Here is a 14725-nt window from a genome sequence, read left to right as displayed (position 1 = left end):
TTGGGCAGATTTTAAAAAATTCTCAAAATACGAGCAATTGCGGAATCTTAGAAAAGTTCTATTTTTGATTAGAGTGATAAAATCCTTTGAATTTAAAATTGGAAACAGAATTTTATAGTAGAATGGATTAAATGTACGTTAACTCAACTGAATTTTAGGCTATTTTGAACCTCTCAAAGCCTATTTTTAGGCAAATTTCAGTCAATTTTAGATGAATTCAGCTTGGATTTGAGGTAAAAAATAGGCACAAAATGCCCGTTTTTATTTCATGAACAGCTATCGTAATTGGCGGAATGATGCAAATATTGATTCTTCTATTCAGGTTTTTTGGTGCTAATTTGTAGGGTATCCAAGGGCCATTTACCCTTCCAACCTTGATCAATTACCAGCTTAGGCATTTTCTTTTGAAGTAAATGTATCCCTTGATCTGTCACTTTGCTTTGCCATAAGTAAATTTTTCTTAATGCCGGTATTTTAGCTATTTCCGCCAGCCCTTCATCTCCTATGGATGTGCCTACCAAGTTCAACGTTTCTAAATGCTGAAGTGAACTTAAATAAGAGAGGCCTTGCACACTGATGTTGGTATGGTTTATTTGTAGCGATATTATCCTCGGGTATTTACTAATCTGCTGCAAAAACTCATCTGTCAATTTAGTTCCACCCATTTTTAAAGAAACGACTTGTTCCTTAATCCCATCCAAATCTTGTAGTTCTTTATCCCCAACATGTTTGGAATTAATGGCATTTACTTCCAAGAATGATTTTTCCTTGCTTACTGCAATAACCAAAAGATGGTGCTTTCTCAGTTTGAGAATATCTGCTTCAGCAGCTGCCGGAATATTTTCTTTAAAAACAGGAGAAATATAGACTTCCTGTTGATTCGTTCCCTGGGTATATTTTGTCAAAATGGATTTGATACGGGTATCATAGGGAATATCAGCAATCTTTTTGTTGAAATGTGCCCCTTCCTTCACCCACCATTGTAATAACACGATCTCGTCTTCCGTTAGGTTAATTTTCCCTTTGGGCGGCATGTGATCTTCATGGGATGGATCCAATAAAATACGTTTAATCAAATCACTTTCTGAGGGATTTCCTGCTATAAGAATAACGCCATTGGCTCCACCTTTCATGATATACGCTGGACTATCCATGCGCAATTTGCCTTTTTGTTTTTCTGCATTATGGCAGGACCAGCATTTTTGTTTTAAAGTGGGTTGAATCAAATCTTGATAAATAAGCGCCTCTTGTAAATTGTTAATTCGGATTGGCTGTACCCCCTTTTCTCCCTTTGTTTGTTCTCTTGGGGCTATTCCAAGCCATCCTCTCCATGGTTGAGGCAGGTAGCTAGTTAAGTATTCCGAACCATGCGTCAAGTTTCCACCTAAATGCCCTGTCCACATCACTAAGATAAAAGCTAGGGATAGCAAAGGTTTGAAAAAGCGAGACATCAAAGAATCTTGAGACCAAAATTGGGCCATGTAAGCCAAAGCCAATGAACTCAGGGCTAGGCTTATCCCTAACCATTGATGTAAAAACAAGGTATCCTGATCATATTCCCCTGCCAAGGATAAGCACCAACCCATAGCACAAGAAATAAGCGCTACGATTCCAGTACTCCATAAAATGGGAGCGATGGATTTTTGTCTGGCGGCTTCCTCTTTTTGGGAAAACAGGTATAATATCATTCCCATGAGGAGCATCCCGATGGGGAGATGCACCAACATGGGATGAAAATGGCCAAAAAATAGTATCCAATCAGGAATTACCTCCGCGTCCAAAAGAATCATATTAACCAATACGCTCTAATTTTATAGGGTAGGTTTTTTGAGAAGCCCACTGTGCTATATATATGTTATCATCTGAGTCAGCATAGACATCATGCGGATGTATGAATACCTTATTCTCATCATCTTTGTGCTGTCTTTGTAAGACACCATTTTTATAGATTGGTTCAGAGCCCCCTGGAGTAGAAACCACCTTCATGTCTTTATCTAAGATTTGAACATATCCAGATCCTGGCCAATTGCCATCTCCACTGCGGAAACAAGCAGCTACGATATGGTCACCATGTAGATTAGGCCGACAAACAAATGAGCCAGGCAAATGATACCGTGTGATGAATTTACCATCTAAGGTGAATCGCTTAAAACTATTATTTACTCGATCTGTCACTAGGAGCGTCCAATTTTTGGGATCACGTGTGTCAACTATAACTCCGTGGCAGCAATTGAATAAGTTATCATCATACTCATTCGTCTTACCTCCAAAATGACGGATGTATTTACCTTTGGCATCGTATTGAATGATGTAATTGGCTCCATATCCATCAGCGACATAGATGTCCCCATTTTTAGGATTCACGGCAGTCTCGGTAGGAACGAATTGATGCGGATGGTCATACACTCCTGTTTCTTTTGGATATTCGATTTTGAAAATTTCTTTTCCTTTTAAATCCGTTTTGATCACTTGATGACGGGTATTATCGCAAATCAATAAAAACTGCTCTCCGCCTTCATTTAGGATAGTCAAGCCATGAGCACCTGGATAGGTATGTCCCCAGGAGTCTAATAATTTGCCCGATTTATCATAAATCAAGACGTTGTTTTTGGTTTCGTTAGTTAGTAAAAACAAACGACCTTTGGCATCTTCTACCATTTCATGGCAGTCGTTAACTGGATTTTTACCAGCATCCAAGATGCCCCAGTTTGGGATTACCTTAAATTTGTAATTGTTGTGACCTACAACAATCTCGCCTGGTTTTGGGGCAATTTTTTTCATAGTGTTTGAGGTTGATAAGAGGCTTCCGCCAGCTAAAATGGAGCTAGTTTTTAAAAAATCTCTTCGTTGAATGGGCTTGTTCATAGGGATTTTAATAGGTTGAGTATTATGGTTTATTGATACTTTCATCTAGGTTAAATAAAACATTGCTAACAAGGGCTCTAGCTATTAAACTAGGAGCCTCTTTGGGCATGGAATTATCTGGGCAAAGATGTAAAAATTCTCGGCACTTCATCATGTCCTTTTGATACATTGGAAGGACTTGCTGGTAAAAACGCATCAAATGTTTCTTTTTTGACGAACTAATCTCTTTTCCGAAAAGCTGATAAAATGCCTTTTCTATAAATATTTCTTCCTTTTCTTGCGGAAACTTTCGGGCAAAAAATAAGGCACATTCCATAAAAACAGGATCATTTAAGGCGTTGAGTGCTTGCATGGGCGTGTTTGTTCGGATTCGTCTCGACAAACAAATATCGCGAGTTCCGGCATCAAAAGTAACCTGTGTGGGATAAGGACTACTACGTCGCCAATAGGTATATAGCGAACGTCGCCATTGATCTTCCCCATCACTTTTTGTCCATTTCATGCCACTATAAGGAGCATTCCAAATTCCTTCGGGTTGCTCAGGCATCACACTTGGACCTCCGATTTTTGTAGATAATAATCCAGACCAAAGCAATGCTTGATCACGTAGTTGTTCAGGACTTAAGCGAATTCTTGGCCCATGACTTAAATACCGATTGCTTGGATCTTTTTCCTTGGATTCTTGGGTGAATTCGGAACTTTGTTGATAAGTAGCCGACATCACCATGTATTTCAAAAATTCCTTAGGCTTATATTGATAAGTAAACTGGAATTGGTAAGCCAAAAAATCCAATAATTCCTGATGGCTAGGTGTAAGCCCTTGGCTACCGAGGTCTTCCAAGGTTTCTACCAACCCTGTCCCAAAAAGTTGTTCCCAAAATCGATTAACTGCCACCCGAGCTGTCAGTGGATTTTGAGGGCTGCTCATCCACTGAGCTAATTCCAACCTGTTTCTTACTGGTTTTGGGTATTTTTTGGCAAATAAGTTGGGGATGGATCTTTCCACATATTTACCAGGTACTAGCCAGCTCCCCCTTTCGAATACCGGTGTATTTCGTTTGTACTCGTTGGGATTTTCCAATAAAACGGGTGTCGTGCCTTCTGGTTGTGTACTGATTAATTGTTTAGCCAAGTTCAGAAATGACGTGTTTTTTAATGCTTCTGGAGTTTTCGGTAAGAGCATCCAATAACCGATAACAGCCGTATTTTGGTCGGGCTTACACGTTTTATTGTTAAATGTCCAATATAAATCTTGCTTTCCTTCCAAAGCCGGAATGGTATAAAAAGCATAGGTCCATCCATGCGCCCAATTCCCTTTTTTGAGACCTTCTTTTTCTGATAAAGTGGTATCTAGTTTTATCTGAGTAATGATCTTTCCTTGCAAAGAGCCTTGTCGAATGACCAATTGGGTAGGCGCGTCATTGTTATTTTTATAAGCAATTAGCATCTCCGTTTTTTCATTCATAGGAACAGCCTTAAATCTGACAGATCCTCCCGGGCGAACAGCTAAATACTTATTGTCTTGCAGGGCAGCATTGATAAATTCATCTGCCCAATGCGGATGTATTTTAGGTTCCACAAATTGGATGGTTTGCTTCCAAGTTTGATGCTCTTTGGGATATTTATTTTTGATAAAATGAAGGAGGGAGTCTACGCGCTTTTGATCCGACGATTTAAAATGTCGGTAATAAGGTGATTCATCAGGTACATCCTCATCACGAGTATTATTGAAATAAGCCATGTATTGGTAATATTCTTCATGGCGAATGGGGTCATAAGGATGAGAATGACATTGGACACAGGAAAAACTAGTTCCTTGTAATGTTTCCCAGGTAGTGTTAACCCGATCTAAAATAGCTGCTACTCTAAATTCCTCATCTTCTGTTCCTCCTTCATCATTATTGGCCGTATTCCGATGAAAGGCTGTGGCGATGTATTGACTTTCCTTAGGATTGGGCAATAAATCCCCAGCTAATTGTTCGGTGATAAATTGATCATAAGTTTTATTTTGGTTAAAGGATTCAATAACATAATCGCGGTATCGCCAAATACTCCGTTTATCATCTTTTTCATATCCTTTTGTATCTGCGTATCTAGCCAAGTCCATCCACATGCTCGCCCATTTTTCTCCAAATCGGGGAGACTTCAATAATTCATCCACTTTTTTCTCGTAAGCATCTTTTGAATCATCTGTTTCAAATGCCCGATATTCTGCTTCTGTTGGGCTAAGGCCCGTTAAATCAAGACTTAATCGCCTTAATAAGTCGGCCTTCTCCGCTTTAGCTTGATGGCCAAGTCCCATCTCAGCTTGTTTGCTAGCCACAAAATGGTCGATCTCATTCTCTTCCCAACCAGCTTGTAAACCTACCCAAGAAAGGGCCTGTTTCCACCAAGAGCTATAAGGCACTTGAGGTTTCTTCAAAGGTTGATAAGCCCAATGTTCGCCCCATTCAGCTCCTTCTTTGACCCATTGACTTAAAATATCGATTTCGTTTTGGGATAAGGGCGGCCTTTTATAAGGCATTTTTTCTTCAGGGTCTTGTAAGCTCAAGCGTTGAATGAAGCTCGATTTTTCTGGATGCCCTGGTACGATGGCCGCAGCATTGAATTTCGTTTTTCCTAAAGCCTCTTCTCGGAATAAAAGACTAAATCCGCCTTGTTTTTTAACGCCCCCATGACAACTGATGCAGTTTTTGTTTAGGATAGGTTTTACCTGAGTATTGTAGTCGATACGAGACTCCTTTTCCCAAAACTGCTTCCCTACAAAAAAGCCAGCCAAACCTAAAATAGTGATGGTGATTAGGTTTTTCATGCCAAAATAGGGTCAATTACTTTGCCAAATACATCCGTCAGTCGGAAGTTTCTACCTTGAAAAGGATAGGTGAACTCTTCATGATTGAATCCCAAACATTGAAGAATAGTAGCCTGCAGGTCATACACGGATGTTTTCCCCGATATGGTGGAATAACCTAAATCATCTGTTTCTCCGTATGATACCCCAGGTTTGATCCCGCCACCGGCTAACCACATAGTAAAAGCCTCCGTATGGTGGTCTCTACCAAAATAGGCCAGTTTTTTACCTTCTCTATTTTCTTGCATCGGTGTTCTGCCAAACTCTCCTCCCCAAACCACCAAGGTCTCATCCAATAAGCCACGCTGTTCCAAATCCAGTAAAAGTGCCGTTGAGGCTTTATCGATTTGCCTACATTTTTGATGTAAACCATAATCCACTGAACCATCTAATCCCGTACCATGGGTATCCCAGCCCCAGTCGAAAAGTTGCACAAATCGCACGCCTTGTTCTACGAGTTTTCTGGCCAACAGGCAATTATTGGCGAAAGACTCTTTTCCTGGTTCTGTTCCATACATCTCGTGGATATAGGCTGGTTCTTTTTTGATATCCATGACCTCTGGAACAGAACTTTGCATTTTATAGGCCATTTCGTATTGGGCTATTCGGGCTACTGTTTCTGGGTCACCAAATTCCTGGTAAGTTTCTTGATTGATCTGGTTGATGGTTTCAATACTGGCTTTTCGAATATCGGAATTGACACCCGAAGGGTTTTGTATAAATAAAATGGGTTCTCCTTCCGAACGACATTGCACACCTTGATAGATGGAAGGTAGAAATCCGCTACCCCAGGCCGACTTTCCTGCATCTGGATTTTTGCCACCAGAGGCTAGTACCACAAAACCCGGTAAATTTTGATTTTCGGAGCCTAGACCATAGCTCACCCAAGAACCCATGCTGGGTCTACCTAAGCGGGCAGAGCCAGTATGCATCAAAAGCTGAGCAGGTGCATGGTTAAACTGATCGGTATGCATGCCTTTCAAAAAGCTTACACGGTCAGCTTGGCTAGCTAAATGGGGTAGGTAATCAGATATCCAGTGGCCAGCTTGTCCTCTTTGTTCAAAATGAGCTTTGGGACCTAATAAATTCGGTACTCCGCGAATGAATGCGAATTTTTTGCCGGCTAATAATTCAGGGGGACATTCTTTTCCGTCAAATTTGGCTAAGCTCGGTTTATAATCGAATAGTTCGAGTTGGGATGGCGCCCCCGCCATGTGTAAAAATATGACGGATTTGGCCTTACCTAGTTTAGGGGAACTTTTGGCAGCTAAAGGCGAGGCAAATGATGTTCCTGCATCAGAACTGCAATTCGTCAAAAAACTACCGAGAGCCAAGGATCCTAAACCAGTTCCGAGACTACTTAAAAAGTGTCTTCTGGTAGCCAATTGGGCTTCTCGTTGGATGGCTTCTTGAATGATTTTGTCCATGACCTTAATCCATTATAGCTCTTCCTTTTGTTTCTGGTAAATAGATGACACCGATAATGACTGTCAATGCAGCCAAGGTAATCGGATAAAATATGCCTGAGAAATTGGAATGAGTTACCGCTCCTAACCAAGTTGCCACAAAAGGCGCACAGCCGCCAAATACTCCATTGGCAAAATGGTAGGGAATAGAAAGGGAAGTATAGCGAATTTTAGTTGGGAATAATTCCACTAAAAATGCCGCGATAGGTCCATATGCCATGGCCGCAAACGTAACTAAAAGGATACATATAAATGCAAGCTTTACCGTACCTGTTGTCGTTAAATGATAAGCTCCATCAATCAAAGTGCCTTCTTGTCCGACAATATCTGACATCCAAGCAAATAAAGGATAGTATAAAATAGCGGCTAGTGCCATACCGCCTAGCATGATTTTTTTTCTACCAACACGATCAGACAAACTACCAAACACAACGAATAGAGGAGTTCCTACCACTAAGGAGGCGGCAATGATCAAGTTGGTCGTGGTGAAATCCACCATCAAGATTTTATTAATGAAGATTTGTGCATAGAATTGACCCGTATGCCAAACCACACCTTGTCCAACAATCGCCCCAAACATGGCAATGAGCATCAAACGACGATTGGATTTACTGGCAAAAGCCTCACGCAAAGGATTTTCGGATAGTCTACCTTCTTTTTTTAATCGGGCAAAAAGAGGGGATTCATGCATATTTCGACGAATGAAATAAGAGACAATCACCAAAATACCTGAAAGGGCAAAAGGTATACGCCAGCCCCAATCTTTGAATTCGGCCTCACCCATGATTTTTTGACAAATCAAAATAACGATGATGGATACGAAAAAACCTAAGGTAGCCGTAGTTTGTATGTAGGCAGTGTATTTGCCACGGTGAGCATCGGGAGCATATTCAGCCACATAGGTGGCGGCTCCTCCATATTCACCACCCAGTGCAAGACCTTGAATGATACGAAGTAAAAGAAGGATAGCTGGGGCAACCAATCCGATGTCAGAATAACTCGGGATAAACGCTATAGCGAAAGTGGAGCCACCCATCAAAATGAGGGTTAATAAAAAAGTATATTTTCTTCCGATTCGATCGCCTAATCGCCCAAAGATAATTCCTCCAAAGGGACGAGCGACAAAACCTGCTCCAAAGGCAGCTAAGGTAGAAATAAAGGCTGCGGTAGGGTCATCTTTGGGGAAAAATGAAAGGGATATAATCGCTGAAAGGCTTCCAAAAATATAGAAATCATACCATTCAATAACGGTTCCAACGGAGGAGGCAATGATTACTTGCCAAAGTTTTTTAACGGGAATCTTATTATTATCGAATTCGGAATCCGAAGCAGTCATATAACAAAAGGTTTAGAAAATATGAAATTAACCATATTGCCTTTAAAATCCTAATCTGAAATGTGCTCTTCGCCTAAGGCTGTCAAGGTTTCAAACCTTGACAGCCTTTAGGCTTGAAAACGATTTTTCACGTAAAAAAATTATATATTTGGCATAATACCAATATACTGATATATTGAATAACTCCGTTTCTATAAAAGATATAGCCAAGAAGTTTAAATGCGCGCCATCTACTATCTCGCGGGCATTAAATGACCATCCTGCTATTAATATTGAAACTCGCAAAACCATTCAGGAATATGCCTTGAAGGTGGGTTATCAGAAAAATACGCTCTCACTTAGTTTATTAAACAATTGCTCCATGACATTGGGGCTTATTTTGCCCTCCATCACGCATTACCATGAGTCGTCTATTTTGGAAGGAATGGAGGAAATTCTCTTGAAATCGGGGTATTTGCTGAATATCTGTGTGAGCAATGAATCCCATACCATTGAAAAGGAATACATCGATCGTTTGTTGGCTAATAGGGTTGATGGTCTATTTATTTCCATGGCTCAGGAAAGTTATGACCAACAATTAGGTGAGCATATTGATCGAGTCATTCAGCGTGCTTTACCTGTTATATTTATTGACCGCCCTAATCATGGCGTTGCTTCCGATCGAGTAGTGACGGATGATTACCAAGGAGCATTTATGGCCACGCAACATTTAGTGGACATGGGATGCCAGCGAATTGCTCATTTGCATGGACCCTCAGGTATTAGTGTTTCTCAGCAGCGTTTTCTGGGTTTTCAGGATTGCCTTTTAGCCAATGGTCGACAAGTGGAGGAAGATTTGATACAATACGTGCATTTCTCAGCAGAGAGCGCTATTCAGGCTACTCGAAACCTGATGCAGTCGACACATAAGCCCGATGCTATATTTGGTGTAAATGACGAGGTTTGTATAGCCGCCATGTTTGTTTTGCGGGAAATGGGAATATCTGTACCACAAGAAGTAGCTATCGTGGGATTCGATGATATTCCCTTAGCCACTTTCGGACATCCCCCATTAAGTTCAGTTTCTCGACAAAGCAGAAGAATAGGAGAAGAAGCAGCAAAATTGTTTTTGTCCAAAAAAGATCAAAAATTGGATCCTGTTACTATTTCATTGGACCCGAAGTTAATCATCAGGGAATCCTCCCTTCGTTCATCATGATGAATTAACAATACCTTAATATCGGATTTCTTGAGTATTAAGGCCAACGTTCTACTTTTGCGGGATTGTAATACCCAGATAGCCTCAATTGCAAACGTTTGCGTAAAATATTGTGAAGATATTACAATTATTAATAGGTAAATTTCAAAAAATTTTAAACCCAAAAATTACCATTTCAAAAAATCAATTCATGAAAAAACAATTACACGATCCATTATGGTGTGCGTTGTTACGAAATGTAAGTACTCGTATAGTACTATTTTTTGTAGCTAGCATATTCATGCTTGGGGCATTCGATGTGAACGCACAAGCGGGTAAACAAATTAAAGGTCGATTGATTGATGCCACGACAAAAGAGGCACTCATCGGCGGTAACGTAATGCTTAAAGGTACTACGAAAGGGGTAAGTACCGATGTAAATGGTGCCTTTACCATTTCTGTACCCAATGACAATTCAGTCTTAGTGGTTCGCTATTTAGGCTATGCATCTCAAGAAGTTACTGTAGGTTCTAAAACATCCTTAGAAATTGCCATGGTGGCAAATTCAGCTGACTTAGCACAAGTGGTTGTGGTGGGTTATGGTACTCAAAACAAACGCGATGTCACAGGATCTGTGAAGTCGGTACAAAGTGCAGCCTTCAACAAAGGTATTATCAACTCACCAGAGCAATTATTGCAAGGTAAAGTAGCTGGTGTGAATGTAACATCTGCCACTGGTGAGCCAGGTGGTAATCAAGGAATCACCATCCGTGGACCTGGAGGTATTCGTACAGGTAGTACTCCTTTGTTTGTTATTGATGGTTTAGCTTTGGATAATTCAAGTACCGGAGGTGGAAACCCATTGAACTTCTTGAATCCTCAAGATATTGAAACAATCGACGTATTAAAAGATGCTTCTGCTACTGCTATTTATGGTGCTCGTGGTGCCAATGGTGTCGTATTAATTACGACTAAAAAAGGTAAGGCAGGTGTTTCTACCTTGAATTTCAGCTCTAGTTTAGCTGTTTCAAGTATTGCTCGCGCTTTACCTGTATTATCTGCATCTGAATTCCGTAAGCAAGTAGTGGCTAATGGAGGTAATTTGGAGGATTTTGGTGGAAATACAGATTGGCAAAAAGAAATTACTCGTCAGGCTTTAACTCAAAACTATAATTTGAGTTTAGGTGGTGGAGCTAATAAACTTTCCTACTATGCCTCTTTTGGAGCTCAAGCTCAACAAGGTATTTTGAAAAACAATCAATTAGATCGCTACACGGGTCGTATCAATGTAACTCAGAAATTCTGGGAGGATCGTTTGGTCGTAGATGCTAACTTGAACGTTACGAATACAAACAATGAGCGCCCTTCTGTGGAAGGTTTATTAGGAACGGCTATCTCCAATAACCCAACGCTTCCTGCATATACTGCAGATGGTAAATTGGCTCGTTACAATACAGCTTCTAATCCATTATTGGGATTAACCCTGTTTAAAGATATTACCACCATCAACCGTACAATCGCTAGCATTTCTCCTTCATTGAAGATTGTGAAAGGTTTAGTGTATCGTTTAAACTTTGGTTTAGATAATTCTACTTCAACGCGTGATGTGGAATCTTTGGGAAGTAATATTCCTAAGCAAGATGGTCGTTTGGATTCGTATTTAGCAAGTAATACGAACCGTTTGATTGAAAACTATTTGACCTATACGTACGACAAAGGAGATCATAATTTCTCTGCTTTGGTAGGTCATTCATATCAAAAAATTAAAGTGCAATACCGTAACTGGAGCATTAATAAATTCCCAGCTGATTTGCCGATTGACCCTATTTACAATCCTGGCGTAGGTCAAGAATTGACGATGGCAACCAATAAACCAGGTGGTTCGGCATTCATTAATGAGTTGCAATCATATTTTGGTCGTTTTAACTACCAGTATAAGGACAAGTATTTAGCAACAGCTACCGTTCGTGCTGATGGTTCTTCTAAATTTGGTGCCAACAATAAATACGGTGTATTCCCTTCATTCTCGTTGGGATGGAGAATTTCTGAAGAAGCATTCTTAAAGAATACCAATATCAGCAATTTGAAACTTCGTGCCGGTTGGGGACAAACAGGTAACCAAGAGATTCCTTCGAAAATTACGCAACCTTTGTTTACTTCGACCATCTCCGGTTCTACTTCTTATCCTTTGGATGCTACTTCGACTTTCCCATCAGGGATTACGTATTCTCGTTTAGCTAACCCAGACATTCAATGGGAGGTTTCAACACAAAGTAACGTAGGTTTGGATTTTGCTTTTGGAAACGGAGCATTCTCTGGATCAATTGATTATTTCAACAAGGTTTCTAACAACATGTTATTGGAAGTTATTCCTTCAGATCCAGTTCAACCAGCTTCTTCTGTTTGGGCTAACGTGAAAGATATGAAAATCAATAACAGTGGTTTGGAATTGGATTTGGAATACAAAGGAACAACAGAAACTGGCTGGAAATATAGCTTGGGAGGTAACCTAACTTTGATTAAAAATGAAGTAGTTGGTTCTCCTTACACAGTTATCCCTTCAGGTTCTGCATCTGGTTCTGGTTTAACTTCAGCGACCATCAATGGTTATATCAACGGTCAGCCTATCGGTACATTCTTCTTGAAAGAATTTACTGGATTTGATGATAAAGGTATGAGTGTTTACCGTGATGTAGATGGTGATGGTATCGTCACTGATAAGGATCGTATTGCTGCTGGAACGGCTTTGCCAACCACCCAATATAACTTCTTTGGAAATTTAGCTTATAAAGGATTTGATTTGTCATTACAATTCAACGGAGTTGCTGGAAATAAAATTTATGACAATACAGCGAACTCTTCTTTCTACAAGTTGAAAATCGCGAAAAACTCCAACACGACTCCTGCGGCATTTGCTGATTCAAAAGAATCCAACAGTAATGCAGCTCCAGTATCTACTCGTTTCTTGAAAGACGGTGGTTTCTTACGTTTGAACAATGCTACATTGGGATATACATTTGATACACAGAAGTTAGGTATTAGTAAGTGGGTATCTGCTTTACGTTTATCTGTAACAGGACAAAACTTATGGATTGCTACCAATTACGACGGATTTGATCCAGAAGTGAATAAGGATAGTTCTATGAACGGAGTATTATCTTATGGAATTGACTATTTGAGCTATCCAAAAGCTAAATCTGTCATCTTCGGCTTAAATCTTACATTTTAATCGTTAAACAAAAATGAAAAAGATAGGAAAAATAACCATAATTCTGTTTGGTATGATGGCTTTTTATAGCTGTACCAATTTGAATGAGATCATTTTAGATGAGTACAACGCCACTACCGTAACTGATAAGCAGGCGGCAGATGGAATTTTAGCTCCTGCATATGCTTTATTGCCTAGTATTTACCAACATACCAACTTGTTCGCTTTAACTGAGATTTCTACAGATGAGGCTATCCTTCCCTATCGTGGAGGTACTGACTGGGGTGATAATGGTATCTATTTGTCTCTACACCGTCACCAGACTACAAGTACAGACCCGAACGTAAGAAATACTTGGAACTTGATTTTACAAGGTATTTCTCGTTCAGTAACAGCAATCAACTCTTTGAAAGTAAATAAGGACCCATCAGCTAATTTATACATTGCTGAAGCCCGTGGAATGCGTGCTTACTACAATTTATTGATGTTGGATTTATTCGGTATTGCATTCCAAAAAGAAGATTTAGGAGATGTTTCTACCATTTTGAGAACGGATAAAGCAGTAGATTATATTCGTACAGAATTGTTAGCGATTGAGCCTATTGTAGAAACAACGACTGGGCCTGGACGTATTACGAAAGGTGCTGTTTGGGGATTATTAGCCAAATTACACCTGAATGCAGCAGCATATCGTGATCCTTATGGAGCTACTTTGAACCATTCAGCTGCTGATATGGACAAAGTAATTGAGTATACAGGAAAGATCATCAGTTCTGGTCAATACGCTTTATCAGCTGATTATTTTGCGATTTTCGGAAATGATAACCATACCAACAAAGAATTGATTTTTGCTGTTGACCAACGTGCAGAATTGAACGGACACAACCGTATGTCTTATTTCTCATTAGCCAATGATCAACGTCCATTACCTGCTTATCCAGCGGCTAACGGTACAGACGGTCCTGCTATTACACCAGACTTCTATCGTTCATGGGTAAGTGCTTATGGAAATGTAGATCCAGCTGATGCGGATCCTCGTTTTTACAAGAGAAACGTAGACCCTAAAGTAGAATGTGTGGATGGTGCTTCATATAATATTGACCGTGGTATTTTAAGAGGTCAACAATATGGCCTAGTGTATCAAAGTGGTGCCTTTGTGAAATGTCCAGATGGTAAATTTAAGGTGGGTCCATTGTATAATACACGTGGAAAAGCACCTTATCCTTTAGTTGTTCATACAGAGACAGTGAATTTCACAACAGCTGGTAGTGATTATAGCACAGGATATCGTGTAGAGAAGTATGAGTTCTCTAAGAAGTCTTCTTCTGGACGTAACTTCGGTGAGGCTGATATCGTCATCATTCGTTTAGCAGATGCTTATTTAATGCGAGCTGAAGCTAAATTACGTAAGTCAGATGCTGCTGGTGCTTTAGTTGATGTGAATGCAGTTCGTGCAGCACGTACTAAATCTGCTCCTGCTCTAACGAGCATTGATTTGAACACATTACTTCGTGAGCGTGGATTCGAATTCTATTGGGAGAATCAACGTAGAACAGACTTAATTCGTTTTGGAAAGTACGAGGATTCATGGACAGAGAAAAGTAGCACGGATAAAAACATGCGTTTATTCCCTATCCCTCAAACTGCGATCGATGGAGCATCTAACTTAACGGGTTATTTGAAACAGAATCCAGGATATTAAACATTGTTTTTTGCTTAACGCTGTCAAGGTTTAAAACCTTGACAGCGTTGGTGAATTTCTCCAAATTTTACCTCTAAACCTATTCAATTATTTGATAATTTTTTAGAGATTTTAATTCTT

The 14725-nt window shown here is 40.0% G+C and carries 8 protein-coding genes; 3 read left to right on the top strand and 5 right to left on the bottom strand.

Annotated features, from left to right (window positions below):
- Window positions 1-314 precede the first annotated feature (314 nt).
- Genes G9H65_RS00595 through G9H65_RS00575 form a run of 5 tightly spaced genes read right to left on the bottom strand, consistent with a single transcriptional unit; the run spans window position 315 to window position 8518 of the window.
- On the bottom strand, window positions 315-1790 hold the full coding sequence (locus tag G9H65_RS00595) for a c-type cytochrome domain-containing protein (protein ID WP_166373428.1): 1476 nt from the start codon (window positions 1788-1790) through the stop codon (window positions 315-317).
- A gap of 1 nt (window position 1791) precedes the next feature.
- Window positions 1792-2865, bottom strand: a complete 1074-nt coding sequence (locus G9H65_RS00590) for an NHL repeat-containing protein (protein WP_166373426.1) — start codon at window positions 2863-2865, stop codon at window positions 1792-1794.
- 22 nt (window positions 2866-2887) lie between these two features.
- Window positions 2888-5677, bottom strand: coding sequence for a PSD1 and planctomycete cytochrome C domain-containing protein (locus G9H65_RS00585; protein WP_166373424.1), 2790 nt, complete (start codon window positions 5675-5677; stop codon window positions 2888-2890).
- Window positions 5674-7143, bottom strand: a complete 1470-nt coding sequence (locus tag G9H65_RS00580; RefSeq protein WP_166373422.1) for a DUF1501 domain-containing protein — start codon at window positions 7141-7143, stop codon at window positions 5674-5676. Before G9H65_RS00580 ends, G9H65_RS00585 begins: the two co-directional genes overlap by 4 nt.
- A gap of 4 nt (window positions 7144-7147) precedes the next feature.
- On the bottom strand, window positions 7148-8518 hold the full coding sequence (locus tag G9H65_RS00575) for an MFS transporter (protein ID WP_166373420.1): 1371 nt from the start codon (window positions 8516-8518) through the stop codon (window positions 7148-7150).
- A gap of 175 nt (window positions 8519-8693) precedes the next feature.
- On the opposite strand from G9H65_RS00575, the gene G9H65_RS00570 reads away from it, so the two are divergent.
- From G9H65_RS00570 to G9H65_RS00560, 3 genes are all read left to right on the top strand, one after another.
- Window positions 8694-9716, top strand: coding sequence for a LacI family DNA-binding transcriptional regulator (locus G9H65_RS00570; protein ID WP_166373418.1), 1023 nt, complete (start codon window positions 8694-8696; stop codon window positions 9714-9716).
- A 280-nt stretch (window positions 9717-9996) separates the two neighbouring features.
- Window positions 9997-12924 (top strand): SusC/RagA family TonB-linked outer membrane protein, encoded by a 2928-nt coding sequence (locus G9H65_RS00565; protein ID WP_166373902.1) that lies wholly within the window; start codon window positions 9997-9999, stop codon window positions 12922-12924.
- A 13-nt stretch (window positions 12925-12937) separates the two neighbouring features.
- Window positions 12938-14605, top strand: a complete 1668-nt coding sequence (locus G9H65_RS00560) for a RagB/SusD family nutrient uptake outer membrane protein (RefSeq protein WP_166373416.1) — start codon at window positions 12938-12940, stop codon at window positions 14603-14605.
- The last annotated feature ends 120 nt before the right edge of the window (window positions 14606-14725 follow it).

It is taken from the genome of Aquirufa ecclesiirivi (genome assembly GCF_011250515.1).
Taxonomy (GTDB): Bacteria; Bacteroidota; Bacteroidia; order Cytophagales; family Spirosomataceae; genus Aquirufa; species Aquirufa ecclesiirivi.
Note: the sequence above shows the minus strand (reverse complement) of the source record. Positions and strands in the feature narration are given on the sequence as shown.

Excerpts from the sequence above, each read along its gene's own strand:
- G9H65_RS00595 (WP_166373428.1), bottom strand. The coding sequence starts at position 1,790 with ATGATTCTTTTGGACGCGGAGGTAATTCCTGATTGGATACTATTTTTT.
- G9H65_RS00590 (WP_166373426.1), bottom strand. The coding sequence starts at position 2,865 with ATGAACAAGCCCATTCAACGAAGAGATTTTTTAAAAACTAGCTCCATT.
- G9H65_RS00585 (WP_166373424.1), bottom strand. The coding sequence starts at position 5,677 with ATGAAAAACCTAATCACCATCACTATTTTAGGTTTGGCTGGCTTTTTT.
- G9H65_RS00580 (WP_166373422.1), bottom strand. The coding sequence starts at position 7,143 with ATGGACAAAATCATTCAAGAAGCCATCCAACGAGAAGCCCAATTGGCT.
- G9H65_RS00575 (WP_166373420.1), bottom strand. The coding sequence starts at position 8,518 with ATGACTGCTTCGGATTCCGAATTCGATAATAATAAGATTCCCGTTAAA.
- G9H65_RS00565 (WP_166373902.1), top strand. The coding sequence starts at position 9,997 with ATGCTTGGGGCATTCGATGTGAACGCACAAGCGGGTAAACAAATTAAA.
- G9H65_RS00560 (WP_166373416.1), top strand. The coding sequence starts at position 12,938 with ATGAAAAAGATAGGAAAAATAACCATAATTCTGTTTGGTATGATGGCT.